The following is a 14094-nucleotide window of genomic DNA, read 5'->3' as shown; positions in this document are numbered from 1 at the left end:
CGCGTGGCTCGCAGAGCCGGTTCCGGCTCCGACTGCATAACTGCGTCCTTCAACGAATTAGTCCCGGACCTCCTTTCATGGTTCCAGCGAGCGTCCGCTGAAGGTAGCCCCCAAGCCAAAGTGTGCGGGGAGCCCAGACCAGTGGGATGCGCCCAGAGCCGGCAACGGCCGTTGGTAGGCTTGGGCCCACTATCGCTTTTCTGCCAGGCATCACGTGAGGTGTGGACCATGACTCCGACTACACCGCCTCCGGGCACCGTTCTTCTGGCCGGCGCCACCGGCGACCTTGGCGGCAGGATCCTTCGCGAGTTGCTCGCCCTCGGGGCCACCGTTCGGGTCCTGACGCGGCCCGCGACCAGCCCGGCACGGATCTCAGAGCTTCGCACCCATGGCGTCGAAGTGATCCCCGCGGGTTACGACGATCCGGCTAGCCTCCGACGAGCCTGCACGGACGTTGACTGCGTGGTCTCGGCGATCAACGGCCTGGACGGCACAATCATCGGCGCTCAATCCCGTTTGCTGGAGGCGGCAGCCTCGGTGGGCGTGCCGCGCTTCGTCCCCTCCGACTTCTCCATCGATTACCGCGGTATCCGTCCCCGAAGCAACCGGAACCTGCAGCTCCGCCGAGACTTTGCCGAGAGACTGGACGCAACCCAAATCCGGGCCACATCGATCCTCAACGGCGCCTTCACCGATATGCTCTCCGGCCAGGCCCCAATGATCCTGTTCTCCCGGCACCGTGTGCTCTTCTGGTCCGACCCGGACCAAGTCCTCGATTTCACTACCAAGGACGACACGGCAAGGTACACCGCCGCCGCCGCCCTCGACGAACGGGCGCCCCGCGTCCTGCAGATCGCCGGGGATCAGGTCACGGCCAGGACCCTCGCGTCTACGATGTCCGAGCTGACCGGGACACGGTTCCGGCTCCTCTACGCGGGCAGTGTCGGTTCCCTAACTGCCATGAGCAGGGCCGTCAAAGCCCTCATGCCGGCCTCCGACGATCCGTTCCCGCCGTGGCAGGGCATGCAGTACTTTGCAAGCATGTTCAGCGGCGACGCAAACCTGCGTTACATCAGCAACGACCGGTACGGCAGCCGGACGTGGACCACCGCCAGGGACGTTCTGGAACAGCACCGGCCGCTGAGCTGAGCGCGCGACGGGAGCATCCGGCACGGTCGTGGCCTGATGTGGGCTGCACCCGGCCTAGTCTGACGACCGGTGAAGAACGAAGATGCCGCCGTATGCCGGCTGCTCCGATCGCTCCCGGTCCGTGTCGGTGTATTCGCTGAGCACTGCGTGGACGCGATTGATGAGGTCCTTGGCGTCTGCCTCGGAGAGATGCAGAACGAAGCGTGAGAGGCTGGCCAGTGCATCCGGGCCTGCTTCCGTCAGCTCTTCCCGAAACGCCTCGACCGGTGCCAACGGACCGTCAGGACCAGCTTCACCCAGTGCTGTGTCCAGATTCCAGGATCGCCCCGTGGAACGGTAGGGCTTTTCGAGCGCACCACTTTCTCCTGTGCGGACCGCGGCGGGTTCAAGGAATCCGGTAGCCAGCAACTGCCGCACGTGATAGAGCATCGTCCCAGGATCCTGGCCCAGTCGATCGGCGAGTTGCTTGTTAGTCAGTTCGTGTAGCCCGCACAGGCGCAGGATCCTCAAGCGCAGCGGATGGGCGAGTGCCCTAATTTCGCGGGCGGTTGCGGCGGGCCTCGTGGCGTCGGCACTCGTCTGCTCTGAATCCGTCATGCACTCATCCTACAAATTGATGTACTGGATTCAACCCCCTTGAACTTTTTCAATTCATAGGGAATTGTTCACCACATGACCAATTCCGCCATGCAGGTGAAAGCACGGAATCGTGCGCCGCTCGGCGCGTCCTACTGGAAGCTCTGGACCTCATCCGGGCTCTCCAATCTCGCGGACGGCGTCTTCAAGATCGCTCTGCCCCTGCTGGCCATTCAGCTCACGCAGTCACCCACACTGATAGCCGGGCTGAGCGTCGCGGCGACACTCCCCTGGCTAGTATTCGCACTGACTGCCGGAGCGCTCGCCGACCGACTGGACCGGCGCAAGATCATGCTGTGGGCCAACGTCAGCCGCGGCATACTTCCCGCCATGCTGGCCGCCGTGATCCTGCTGGATTTCGGCTCCATCTGGGCCCTGTATGTTGTCGCATTGATGGTGGGCGTGGCCGAAACGCTCTACGACACGTCCGCCCAGTCGATCATGCCCCAGGTAGTGGACAGAGATCAGCTTTCGCGCGCCAACGGCCGGCTCTACGCCGTCGAGCTCACCGCCAACCAGTTCGTTGGTCCGCCGCTGGGCGGACTGCTGGTGGCCATCGGCGTCGTTGCGGGCCTTGCCGTGCCGGCGGCGCTCTGGCTTGCCGCCGTCGGTGGCCTGCTCCTGGTTCCGGGGGCATTCCGCATGGAACGGGAGCAGACAACAACGCTGCGCTTCGACATCGGCGAGGGTTTGCGGTTCCTCTGGAACCAGAAGATCCTTCGCACGCTTGCCGTGATGACGGGCGTGTTCAACTTCGCGTCCAGCGCGGCCTTCGCGGTCCTGGTGCTGTTTGCCGTCGGGCCCGCTTCAGACATGAAACTGTCCGATGTGGGGTTCGGCCTGCTTTTGACGACCTCCGCTCTCGGCGCCTTCGCAGGCTCGTTCATCTCCGAATGGGCGGAAGCCAGGCTGGGCCGGTCAAAGTCCCTGACGCTCGCGGTCCTCGGGGTCGCGCTGTTCGTAGGTGCGCCCGCCATGACCGACAACCCGTATATCCTTGGCCCCATCTTCTTTGTGGGCGGCATACTGACCGTCCTGTGGAACGTCATCACCGTGTCCCTGCGCCAGCGCATCACCCCCAACCGCTTGCTCGGCAGAGTCAACAGCGTCTACCGCCTGCTGGCCTGGGGCACTATGCCGCTGGGGGCCGCGGCGGGCGGCGTGCTGGCGCAATGGCTCGGACTGCAGGTCATGTTCGGCATCATGGGAGGACTGGCCCTCGCACTGCTGGTGATGATGCCAATCCTGACGGACAAGGCAATTGCCGCGGCCGACGTCGAATCCTAAGTTGCGCTGGCCACCCTTGAGTCGGCGGTGCGAACACAGCAGTTTGTGAGGCCGGTGCACGTGCGCCTCTGAAGCCGGCCCGCGCGGTGGGGTTAGGGTTCGGAGATGCCAAGTTCCCTGGAAGTGCCTGTTGAAGCCGCGGAACAAGCGATATTCGCCCGCAAAAAACTCCTGCTCGATGCGGCGGCAGGTTCGCGGCTACCGGGCAGGTTCGAAACCTTCGGCATTGGCGGGTTGCGGGCAAGCATGGCAACCTCGGATCACTATGAGTTCCTCAACACCATCGAAGGCGTAACCGAGCAGTCGGCCGAGGCCCTGTCCGACGTCGTCGAGCGGTTCCCGGCCCCTTGCCGGATAACGGTCGTTGCAACGGCCCCAACTCAGAAGCTCAGCGGATGGCTGCGAGGCCAGGGTTACGAACCCGCCCCGGCACGTCCACTCGCCATCCTGCCCTTGAGCCATGCATACAGCCGGGCCGAAATGGGAGCCACACCGTGGCGGATAGGCCAAGTGTTCGGCCAGGAGGAGACGACACGCTTCCTGGAAGTCCTTGAACGAGGCTACGCGGCGTCGGACCAACTAGGAGCGTTAATCCGGACCGAGGCCGCTCTGCCCGCCATTCTTCGTTTCACCGCTTCGCGCAATGGAATTCCGTTCGCTGCAGGAGCGATGTCCCTACATGCCACGTGCGCTGTACTTGGCGGAGCGTCAACGCTTCCGGCAGCGCGACGCACTGGGGCTCAAAGTGCACTCCTGGCCTGCCGGCTCTCACATGCTGTACAGCTGGGTGCCGCCTTGGCCACAGCCACCGCGGCGCCGGGATCGCCAAGCCTCAGCAATCTAAACAGGCTGGGATTCACCATCGTAGAGCGAACTGCCTGGCGTCTTTCAACCGGATGAAGCCTCCTGAGCGTCGTAGCAAAACGGTGGTTCCAGTGCGGTAGGCTCCGTTTCGAACTTTGGAGGAACGTCCGCAGTCCTGACCAATAGATTGGGTCAAAGAGAACGCGCTCTAAGAGCGTTGACGCGCTTGGCAGCGTCAACAGCGTCTATTTCACTGGCCGTGGGCAGCTACCGGCACAAATCGATTATCACCAGTATTTGGTGCCGTACAGGCAACATTTGATTATCAGCACGTAATTTATTGTGCATTAGTGACGAATAGACGCGTCGCCTATGTGCAATCTTCCATATGCGATCCGCTAGCCGCACCATAGCCTCAGACAGTTCTTTATGACTCAAGTCACTTTCTACTGATCCGTCAGGCTTGGTGGCTTCACCGGTCTGGCCGGCGAAGCGGCCGTCGGATGCCTCGCGGGGTGTGAGAAGGCGCTCCGGACATTTCGTCTCAGCGCCGTCTAACTGAAGACTTCAGGACCAGTGTCATCGACTCTCAAGTACTGACCGCGCGTCAACGGACTATCGACCGCCGCCGGCAGGACCGACTCTTTCACGGAAGGCAACATGTCAAAAAACGGCTCATCCCCGCGTCTGGCCGATGGAGACCATCTGGCTGCACTGGGGTACGAGGATTCCTTCGACAGGTCCATGACCCTGTGGTCAAACTTTGCGCTTGGGTTCACCTACCTTTCACCTCTCGTAGGGGTCTACTCCTTGTTTGCGCTGGCCATGAGCACGGCCGGGCCGCCGTCGATCTTCTGGATGATCATCGTCGGTGCGGGGCAGATGCTGGTCGCCCTGATTTTCGGCGAAGTCGTTTCGCAGTATCCGATACACGGCGGCATTTATCCCTGGACTAGGCGTCTGTGGGGTCGGCGCTACGCCTGGATGGCGGCTTGGGTCTACATCTGGGCCATGATCGTCACGATTACGGCAATCGCCGAGTTCGGCAGCGGCTTCCTGGCCAGCCTCTTTGATCTGACCGTCACCAAAGAACTCACCCTGGCTCTCTCAGTGGTCTTCCTCGTCCTGGCACTCGGACTGAACTTCACCGGCACCAAGACCCTGGCCAGAGTGGCCCGAATCGGTTTGGCAGCTGAGCTTATCGGCGTCATTGCCGTTGGCGTGTACCTGCTGATCTTCCAGCGCAAACAGGAATTCGGCGTGTTCTTCAATTCAATGGGCGTCGAGGGCGACGGGTCCTACCTCGGCGCATTCCTGGGCGCAGCGCTTGCCGGGCTATTCCTGTTCTATGGTTTCGAGGCCTGCGGCGACGTAGCCGAAGAAGTCGAAGACCCTGCCCGCCGCATTCCCACGGCAATGATCATGACAATTCTTGTCGGCGGAGTATCGGCGCTGCTGGCATTTGGCGGATACGTTCTGGCAGCACCCGATCTGGCAGATATCGTCTCCGGCAACGACACAGACCCGATCCCGCTCATTCTTCAGGCATCCCTCGGCGACGTGGGGGCAAAATTGTTCCTTGTCGTCGCCCTGACCGCCTTCCTGTCCTGTGTTCTAAGCCTCCAAGCCGCTGCGAGCCGGCTGCTGTTCTCCTTCGCACGTGACGGGATGCTTCCGGGACATAGCTGGCTGGCGAAAGTCTCCGAACGCAGCAAGGTCCCTACAAACGCCCTAATCGTGGCCTGCACCATCCCGCTGCTGCTGTGCGTCATCATTTACATCGGTCCGGACGGTCTCCTCAACCAGATAACAGCCTTCGCCGTTCTCGGGATCTACGTCGCCTTCCAGTCTGTGGTCCTGGCATCCTTACGCCAGCGGATCAAGGGCTGGCACCCGGCGGGGCCCTTTAACCTCGGCAAGGCAGGATTTGCCGTGAACGTCGCAGCTCTCGTTTACGGTGTCTTCGCCATGATCCTCCTCGCCTGGCCCGGCCACACCGGCGTCCTCCTCAACGACTGGATCGTCCTCATCGGATTGGCCATCGTGGCAGGGGTGGGCCTGCTCTACCTCTTCATCACGAACCCGGACAGCAAGTCAGGGGCGCCCACCGGCGATGCGATAGAAATCGCCGCCCTACTCAGGTCGCACAACGCCGCGGCAGGAGCTGCTGCTCAAAAATAAAGACAGGGGGCCAAGCTGGGTCGCTTCAAGCGACTCGAGCGCGGTGGGTGGGTTGGGTCGACGGACTAACGTCCTGCCGGCCCAACCCACCTGCCATGAAAAGGCCTCCGTGGCGGGGAACGTTCTTGGAACCCGGCTCCTGTGGCGATAGGCAACATGCCACGACGCACACATGACATCGCGTATTTCCCGTCAGTCTTCGGCCGAGACACCAGCATGGAGTCGCATGTGAAGGCCGTGCTGTGCATAGACTGCAGGGATGTTGCTAAGGCCCACGTCAGCCGCCGATATCAACGTCTTCCTGGGCTGGGTCCACGACGAGGAAGCCATGGTGATGTGGACAGGACCGACGTTCTCCTGGCCTCTAACCCGATTCCAGCTGGAGCTGTACTTGACCAATTCGCTACGCCAGTACTGGACTGGAATCGACGGAACCACCGGAGCCGTTCTTGGGCACGGCACCCTGCTGTTCGACGACGAGGCGAGAGTGTGCCGTCTGGGCTCCATAATCGTCGATCCAGACCGTCGGGGCGAAGGATTAGGGCGGAAGCTGGTGGAGCTGTTGAGGGCCAAAGCCTTCGGGACCCCGACCGTTACCGAGTTAACCTTGGGCGTGATCGCCCAAAACAATCCGGCCCGAAGCCTCTACGAGTCCCTTGGCTTCCGGGGAACCGAGGTTGTGAGGCTCACGCCGATGCGTGACCAGATGTGGGAAGTTATCTCAATGCGGCAATGCCGCGAGAATCAAGCCTAGGACATGGATCTTCAGCGGCCGCGCCGGACCGACACTCCGCGGGCATCGCCTTCACGGCAGCCACTTTGCCCCGCTAGAGTCAACCGTCCCACAACTTAAGGAACGCGGCATTAGCGCCGAAGGGTCCCTACGGTCGGGCTACTGTAGATCATCCGGGACGCCGAATCGCCGTCCAATGAGTATGCGAATGGCCGCGAGTAGAGGCTGATCTTCCAGCGCAACGCCCTCGCCCCCGTAATGTACACCCGTTTCGTCGCCCACCGCTTCGATGTCAAAAAGGTTGAGGACATCGGCCACGCGCACCTGATACTCGGTGGGGGTCATTTGGCGATACACACGAACTGGAATTGTGCTGAGTTTGCGCCAGACCTCAGCATCGGATTCATTCATTTGGGTGTCACCAGGTTCACGTTCCCTGTGCGCTCCTCGTTCACCGTGCGGAGGTTTGCCATTGCCGCACTAATGCAGATCGCGCCGACTTTTCGAGTTTTCATTGCTTCCCCATTAGTGTCCGGGCGACATTTCGGTGCAACCGCCGCCACTATTCGTGCACTCTCGCATGACGTTCGCCGTTTGGACAAGGGGGACCTTCGGATCCAATACGGGAGTATGCGGCGACAAGCATTGGCTGGGGTGATGTGTCACTGTAGCTGGGTCTCTTCGTCGCGGTCCTGGTCCATGTCGGGAAAATCGAAAGATTGTGGCCCGGGATAGTCGTCATACCGGAGCCAATGAGCGTTGGCATGGTCAGCGGTATCCTTTTTGCGGGTCTCACCCATATATGGATCCGGGCCGCTGGCAGCGGCTGGAACGGCCATCATCGAAACAACACGGGGGAATCTTGGACCAACGTCCGACGCGTCACACTGGAATGCCATCCGCACTGTCCGTCATCCAGCTGGTCCTGAGCCTCTGCGCCCTGGCGGCTACAAGCGCCGCAGCCATCTTGTGGAATCCGATCGATGCAGACTTCGTCAATCGCGCCGACGATGCCGGGTGGGATCAGACCATGCTCCTGCCCCACCAAATGGAACTGTCGCTCGTCGTCAACGCATCAGTTCTCATAAGCTTTGTCCTCGTCGTGATCGCGTTCTGTGGCGTGCTGGCACAACGCCGTCAGGCTAGGGTCCCTGCCACAACAAATCCTCCAGCCACCGTCTGACTTGGCGGGATTGTCGAACTCCCGGAACAGGACGTGCCCGCACACCGAACCGCGTTGAAGTCCGGAGGGTGGGTTTCTGACCCGCGCAGCCTGGACGGGCAGCCAGGGGTAGATTGTGGGCATGGGACAGAATTTCGCAAGCCGTGAGGGCCTGCTCGCTGACCGGCTCCTGGGTATCGCGGAGTTCGGCCATGCGTACTGGTTTTTCGGCAATCTCTATGAGGTCATCGTCAAAATTCCCCACCGGGTCGCGGCCGCCGAAGCGAGCCGTGAACTCCCTCGCTCCCCCTTCGGCGCGGGAAGCCCTGGCCGGTACTACGCCCCGATGGCACCGTTCATCGCCCCTGCCGCCATCGCCGCCCTGGCGGCCGGCTGGAATCGTATCGACAGCCGGCCATGGCTGATAGCGGCGGCCGCCGGTTCCACCTCCGGTGCGGCCGCTACCGTGTATCTGCTCCGTAACATCAACCCCAAACTGTTCTTCAGCCCGCAACCGCTCAGCGAAATGCGCCGCAAGCCCCTGTTGCAGCGTTGGTACCGGGTCCATGCCTTCAGACTCGCCGCCAGCGCCGTCGCCCTGGCGGCCATCCACCAGGCACGAATCATCCGGCTCAAAGGCCGCGGCTAACGCGAGAGTCCTTGGCGCGCCGCCGGTGCCGGCGCCGGTGCCGGTGCCGGGTGCCGAGGCGAGACCACAAAGGCGGGTCACCAGTTCGGCCGGCTCCGCCTCGACTCAGGCGTCTATGCCGTGGCCGCCGTCGTCAGGTCGCGGAGCCACACGAGGGCGTCTTGCTCGTCGGAAAAGTACTCGCTCGGACACTGGGGCAGCGGCAGCCCGCGCCGGCCATGCGCAATCACGCGGTCCACGGACGTGCTGCCCAGAATCGCAAAGGCGGTGATGGTGGACGCCTCACTGAAGAACCGGAACGCATCGCGGCTGACACTCTCCACGCCCGTGATCTGCAGCAGCACTGCGGCCCCCGCCCCGCCCGTCGAAGCCAAGTACTGCTCCCGGACCCGGATGCCGTCCTCTAGGCTGATCCTGGATCCGGGGCGCAACGTGATCCGGACGATCCCTTCGCCTGTGTTTTCCACCGTGACATTCGCCGGGCCCGAGCCGGGGGATGCCGGGCCGTCCTTCGGCCTGTAGGACAACAGATCGGCCCCTGCGGGAGAGTGAACCACGTCCTCGGCCTCAAACAGTGTTGTCATCTAATCCCCCGGAAACTATTTGACCGCGACTACGTCGGCGCAGCTCAGACCGGAATCCACCGGAGCCGAGCAAAGGTCAGCGTACCCCTGAAGAGACACCACGTCCATGAAAATTCGGACATCAAAAAAGCGATCAGACTTGGCGACGACGCCTTGGCCGCACTAGCCGGCTTCAGCCTGGATCCGGTCCTTGACGCTTTGAGGCATGGTCGAGCACGCATCGCCATCGGCGCGCCGGTCAGCGTGGCTATCGGCGGTGTCGGTGATGCCCACCGTCGCGACGGCGGCCTGCCATCCGCCGAGGCCGGTGAGCTGCTGAGGAACCCAGACGTTCGCGGCCCCGTTCACCAAATTCCACACGGCGGGGTGGACGCCCGCACCCAGGAAGATGCCTCCGTTGGGATCCCGCTTGACCAGATCCGGCAGTGGAAGAACGCCCATCAGTTGCGCGGACTGGTAGTCGGTCATGTTCCACGGCGGTGTCCCGAAGTAATACCAGCTGGCCGCGCAAGCACCGTACAGATGGGGGCCAAACTGGGCGTAGTTCAGGTACAGCTCCAGGGTCCGCCGGGGGCTCAACGTGTAGCTGAATTGGGTTGCCAGGACGGCCTCAATCCCTTTCCTAGGCGCGCTTTGGTCGTCCCAGAGGAAGATGTTCTTGACCAACTGCTGGGGGATGGTGGAACCACTGGGGTCGGGCTTTCCCTGGAAGTATGCCTGGGCCCTGGCCTGGAAGTCTCCGAGGTCGAAGGCGCCACTGCGGGTGCCGAGCTGTTCGTCTTCGTGGGCGATGGTCGCAGCGAGCAGGTGCCGACTGATGTGATCGATCGAGACGAACTGGTAGACGTTTGGCTCGCCGGCCTCCAGCATGTAAGCGGTGCGCGGCGGTGTCACGCCCATGCTGAACATGAAGGCAATGATCTGGACCAGAACCAACGGGGCGATCAGGGCCAGCAGTATCCTCCGGCGCCACTTCCGTTTGGGACGCCTGCCTGGCTGACCACCCGGACGAACCCGCCGTCGGGCTTGATCCGGCCCCGTCGACGGCCCTTGGGGCGTCCCGGTGTCCGGTCCCGGGTAAGGAATGACGCGGGCCGGCTCATCCCTCCGGCTCTGTGGAATCCGCCGAGGCTGATCGGACTGAGAGACCGGCTGTTGTACCTGATCGGGCCCGGGCGCGAACGGGACGGGCACCGGGGAAACCACAACTTTGGCCGGCGCACCAGATCGAGGAAGCCGGTCCGGCCGTAAACGCCGAGGCGCAATTGGTGGTTTGGGGATGTCCATCGGTCTGCCTTCGCTGTCGCCGCCGGTTACCCCTGAAGGGATAAAGGATGGGACGAAATTCTACCGGGCCTCCCCGAATGATGCTTTCAGCCAAATATGCGGGGGATTGCCGAAGAGTCTTGAAATCAGCTTTGGCCGTGCGTGGGGGGCCCATCGGCGGCGAGTGTCAGGCCGATGGCCGTTTCATGCGATGTTTGCGTCGGCGTCGTGCTTGAAGGAGTGGCGTGCCTCGCTGACGGCGTAGTAGATGATGACGGCACCGGCGAGCGGGTCGGCCCACCACCATCCGAAGAGGGAGTTCAGGAGCAGCCCGGCCAGGACGGCGCCGGCCAGGTAGGCGTCGACCAGGGTCACTTTCCCTTCGGCACGCAACACTGGATTGTCCAGGGCGTGTCCGGTGCGGATCTTCCCTAAGGCCAGCGCGAGCATGACCACAAAGGTCAGGGCCGTCCACGCGATTCCTAATCCGGAGGTGGCGGGACGCAGTCCGGCCGCGACGACGAAAGCCAGCTGGATTGCCAGATAGGCGGCGAGGACCGCGAAGGCCACCCCGATCAGGCGCATCGCCCGGGCCTCCCGATCTTTGTGGATGCCCTTGAGCTGCCAGACCACGACGAGGGACGCGAAGATTTCGATGAGGGAATCCAGCCCGAACCCTGCCAACGCCGGTGATCCGGCGCCAAGGGCCGCGGCGGCCAGGACGCCGAGGCCGATCACGTTCCAGCCCAGGGTCGCGTATTCAAGGCGGAGCCCGCGGCGCAGCAGCAGTTCGGGGCCTGTCGTTTTGGTGATGCCGTTAGTTCTGGCCATGGGTTCCTGTTTCCCTACGGTGGGTCTGTTCCTGGTCATGCGGGCCCTTCCGGGCGCACGGCGGTGGCTGATGGCGGCTTGGGGGTGTCAGCAACAGTCTTCGCCTTTCCATGCTTCGCGGCCTTCCTTGACGGCGACGGCGGCAACGACGAGTCCGATGAGCGGGTCAAGCCACCAGGCGCCGAAGATCGCGTTGCCGGCGAGGCCGATGAGGACAGCTGCGGCGGTCGCGGCGCAGAGCAGGTTCTGGGTTCCTTCTCCTGTGGTGGCTCCGGAGTTCAGCCGGGCGCCGAGCCGGTGTTTCGCGAGGCCCAAGACCGGCATGACGATCAGACTGGCCGCGGTGAGGACGATCCCGAGGAGGCTGTTTTCGGCCCGGTGCCCGGTGGTCAGGTCGATGACAGATTGGATGCCAATGTAGGGGGCCAAGAGCCAGAAACTAATGGCCACTGCTTTTTGTGCTCGCCGTTCTGCGGTTTCGGAGAGGGTGCGGGATCCGGTGAACCGCCAGATGACGATGATGCTCGCCAGGCCCTCGACTGCGGAGCTGAGCGCCCAGCCGATCAGGGACACCGAGCCCGCGGCGCCGCCGGCAACCAGGCCCAGAACCCCCTCCAGAACCATCCACGCCAGGCTGAACCAGGACAGCAGCCGCGCGATGCGGGCGTTCCTGATCCAGACAACGTCTCGAACGGCGGGAACGTCCGGCGCGCGGCAGCCGTCAGCACAGGCAGAGGCGTCCTCACCTGCGTGCGTGCCCGGGCCCGACGGCAGGGGCTGAGAATCCGCCATCAGTGTGTTCCCGCTTCGTGCACCGCGTGGCCGGAGGGTTCGAGCTGGAACGTGGAATGCTCCACGTCGAAATGCCCGGTCAGGCAGGTCTGCAGCTCATCAAGGATGCGGGGGGCGTGTCCGTCGTAAAAACATTCCTCGTCCAGGACGACGTGCGCAGATAGCGCGGGCAGGTCAGAGGTGACGGTCCAGACGTGCAGGTCGTGGACGTCGCGAACGTGCTCTGTTTCCAGGAGATGTTCCCTGATCTGGTCCAGGTCAACACCTTCCGGTGCGGCTTCCAAAAGGATTCTTCCGGAGTCCCGGAGCAGGCCCCATGCGGCGTGGAGCATCAGGGCCACCACGATCAGGGAGGCGATGGCGTCCGCGCGGGCAAAGCCAGTGGTCAGGACGACGAGGCCGGCAATCGCGGTGGCAATGAACCCGAACAGATCCGTGAGGATGTGCTGGAAGGATCCCTCCACGTTCAGGCTGGCCCGGTTTGCCTTGGCCAGCACCCACACCGCCACGAGATTCACGAGGACCCCCAGGATGGCCACGATCAGGACGGGTCCACCCGAGACTGGAGGCGGCTCAAGAATTCGGTGGATGGCCTCCGCGGCTACGAGGGCGCTGATGACCAGCAAGGTGACGCCGTTGGCGGCGGCAGAGAGGATCTCCGCGCGCTTGAAGCCGAAGGTCCAGATACCCCGCGCCGGCCGCGCGGCCAGGTTCATGGCCCACAGGGAGGCGGCGATGGCTCCGGCGTCGGTGAGCATATGCCCGGCATCCGAGAGTAGGGCCAGAGATCCGGAAACGACCGCGACGGCCACCTCCAGGATCATGAACCCGACAATCAGCGCCAACGCGATAACCAGGTAACGCCGGTCGGCGTTCGCGGCTATTCCGTGGCCGTGGCCGTCGTGACTGGCCGGAGACTGCTTGCCTGCAGCGTCATGGGCGTGGTGGTTGGCCACCTTGGCAGTCATCAGCCGTCCTCTTTCCACGCTGGATCGGTGCGCTCGGGATGAACGACGACGGTGTGTCCGGTGTGGGTAAGACCTAGATCCAGCAACATCCGGACATGCGCGTCATCCAGCCGGTAATACGCCATGCGGCCCCGCCGGGAGACGGAAACCACGCGATGGGCCCGCAGCAGGCGCAACGCATGGCTTACAGCGCTCTCCCTCATTCCGGTGGTCGCCGCGAGATCGCACACGCACAGCTCCCCGCCTTCCAGCAGCGACGTCAACAGCCGCAGCCGACCCGGATCGCCCAGGAGCGAGAACACGTCCGCCAGTTCGGCAATGTCATGGTCTGAGGGCAGAGCACCCCGGACAATTGCGACTTTGTCGGGGTCGACCAGATTTACAGCGCATTCATCGATGGCTTCGCGCGGACCCACACAACCTCCAACATCTGAACAGTTATTCAGATGACAGTATAGCCACGGCAGACCCAAGAATGCCCTGTTCCGAGCCCCCTGTTGCGAGCCTGTGACCCGCTGCTAGCATGGCCCGGTGGTGAAATGATCGCCCCAACAACCTAGGAGAATTGATCATGACGACCCGTCTCAATCCCTACCTCAGCTTCCGCGACAACGCCCGTGAAGCGATGGAGTTCTACAAGGCCGTCTTCGGCGGTGAGCTGGCCATCAGCACCTTTGCCGACCTGCACGCGAGCCAGGATCCCGCCGAAGAGAACCTGGTGATGCATTCACAGCTTGAATCCCCTTCCGGCTTCACCCTGATGGCATCGGACACTCCCGCCCGCATGGAATTCAAGCCGGGCAACACCTTCAGCATCTCCCTCAGCGGCGAAGACGACCACGAGCTCCGCGGATACTGGGAAAAGCTCTCCGATGGCGGCACCGTGTCCATGCCCCTGGAAAAAGCGCCCTGGGGCGACACGTTCGGGATGTGCGCCGATAAATTTGGCGTAGCCTGGCTGGTCAATATCGCCGGCGCCAAGGACTAGCGTCCGGACCCGCAATAGCCGACCGCAGAAGCAGGGCATAATTCACCGACCTTGGCCGGGCCTC

General features: G+C 63.0%; 15 protein-coding genes. 7 read left to right on the top strand and 8 right to left on the bottom strand.

From position 1 onward, the window contains the following. Positions 1-228 precede the first annotated feature (228 nt). Positions 229-1149, top strand: coding sequence for an aromatic alcohol reductase (locus C8D78_RS02395; RefSeq protein ID WP_120950665.1), 921 nt, complete (start codon positions 229-231; stop codon positions 1147-1149). A 54-nt stretch (positions 1150-1203) separates the two neighbouring features. On the opposite strand, the gene C8D78_RS02390 is transcribed toward C8D78_RS02395, so the two are convergent. After that, entirely contained in the window at positions 1204-1746 is a 543-nt protein-coding gene (locus tag C8D78_RS02390) for an ArsR/SmtB family transcription factor (protein WP_120950260.1), read from the bottom strand. 75 nt (positions 1747-1821) lie between these two features. Between C8D78_RS02390 and C8D78_RS02385 the strand changes: the two genes are divergently transcribed. The 3 genes from C8D78_RS02385 to C8D78_RS02375 all read left to right on the top strand — a co-directional run bounded on the left by C8D78_RS02385 (position 1822) and on the right by C8D78_RS02375 (position 6811). Continuing rightward, positions 1822-3072 carry an MFS transporter gene (locus C8D78_RS02385; protein ID WP_244208205.1) on the top strand — a complete coding sequence of 417 codons (1251 nt, stop codon included), beginning with the start codon at positions 1822-1824 and terminating at the stop codon, positions 3070-3072. A gap of 1464 nt (positions 3073-4536) precedes the next feature. Beyond that, complete coding sequence (locus tag C8D78_RS02380; RefSeq protein WP_120950259.1) at positions 4537-6057, top strand: APC family permease; 1521 nt, start codon at positions 4537-4539, stop codon at positions 6055-6057. Between the two features lie 259 nt (positions 6058-6316). Continuing rightward, on the top strand, positions 6317-6811 hold the full coding sequence (locus tag C8D78_RS02375) for a GNAT family N-acetyltransferase (RefSeq protein ID WP_120950258.1): 495 nt from the start codon (positions 6317-6319) through the stop codon (positions 6809-6811). Between the two features lie 138 nt (positions 6812-6949). Here C8D78_RS02375 and C8D78_RS02370 read toward each other — a convergent pair whose 3' ends face one another. Next, the gene (locus C8D78_RS02370; protein WP_120950257.1) at positions 6950-7201 is read right to left on the bottom strand and encodes a hypothetical protein; all 252 of its coding nucleotides are present in this window, start codon (positions 7199-7201) and stop codon (positions 6950-6952) included. A gap of 481 nt (positions 7202-7682) precedes the next feature. Between C8D78_RS02370 and C8D78_RS02365 the strand changes: the two genes are divergently transcribed. Next, entirely contained in the window at positions 7683-7973 is a 291-nt protein-coding gene (locus C8D78_RS02365; RefSeq protein ID WP_120950256.1) for a hypothetical protein, read from the top strand. A 121-nt stretch (positions 7974-8094) separates the two neighbouring features. Further along, positions 8095-8601 carry a DUF1772 domain-containing protein gene (locus C8D78_RS02360; RefSeq protein WP_120950255.1) on the top strand — a complete coding sequence of 169 codons (507 nt, stop codon included), beginning with the start codon at positions 8095-8097 and terminating at the stop codon, positions 8599-8601. A 113-nt stretch (positions 8602-8714) separates the two neighbouring features. On the opposite strand, the gene C8D78_RS02355 is transcribed toward C8D78_RS02360, so the two are convergent. The 6 genes from C8D78_RS02355 to C8D78_RS02330 form a co-directional block, all read right to left on the bottom strand. After that, a complete protein-coding gene (locus tag C8D78_RS02355) occupies positions 8715-9185 on the bottom strand; it encodes a DUF7793 family protein (protein WP_120950254.1) in 471 nt (156 codons plus the stop codon). A 162-nt stretch (positions 9186-9347) separates the two neighbouring features. Further along, positions 9348-10094 carry a transglycosylase domain-containing protein gene (locus C8D78_RS02350; RefSeq protein WP_244208204.1) on the bottom strand — a complete coding sequence of 249 codons (747 nt, stop codon included), beginning with the start codon at positions 10092-10094 and terminating at the stop codon, positions 9348-9350. A 561-nt stretch (positions 10095-10655) separates the two neighbouring features. Next, on the bottom strand, positions 10656-11282 hold the full coding sequence (locus tag C8D78_RS02345; protein ID WP_120950252.1) for a cation efflux transmembrane domain-containing protein: 627 nt from the start codon (positions 11280-11282) through the stop codon (positions 10656-10658). Between the two features lie 87 nt (positions 11283-11369). Then, complete coding sequence (locus C8D78_RS02340) at positions 11370-12074, bottom strand: cation efflux transmembrane domain-containing protein (protein WP_120950251.1); 705 nt, start codon at positions 12072-12074, stop codon at positions 11370-11372. Continuing rightward, complete coding sequence (locus C8D78_RS02335) at positions 12074-13042, bottom strand: cation diffusion facilitator family transporter (protein WP_120950250.1); 969 nt, start codon at positions 13040-13042, stop codon at positions 12074-12076. The genes C8D78_RS02340 and C8D78_RS02335 overlap by 1 nt, the downstream gene beginning before the upstream one ends. Next, positions 13042-13458, bottom strand: coding sequence for an ArsR/SmtB family transcription factor (locus C8D78_RS02330; protein WP_244208203.1), 417 nt, complete (start codon positions 13456-13458; stop codon positions 13042-13044). The genes C8D78_RS02335 and C8D78_RS02330 overlap by 1 nt, the downstream gene beginning before the upstream one ends. A 155-nt stretch (positions 13459-13613) precedes the next feature. Between C8D78_RS02330 and C8D78_RS02325 the strand changes: the two genes are divergently transcribed. Further along, complete coding sequence (locus C8D78_RS02325; RefSeq protein ID WP_120950249.1) at positions 13614-14030, top strand: VOC family protein; 417 nt, start codon at positions 13614-13616, stop codon at positions 14028-14030. Positions 14031-14094 lie beyond the last annotated feature (64 nt).

The sequence above is a fragment of the Arthrobacter oryzae genome (genome assembly GCF_003634095.1).
Lineage (GTDB): Bacteria > Actinomycetota > Actinomycetes > Actinomycetales > Micrococcaceae > Arthrobacter > Arthrobacter oryzae.
This window is presented reverse-complemented; position numbering and strand designations above follow the sequence as displayed.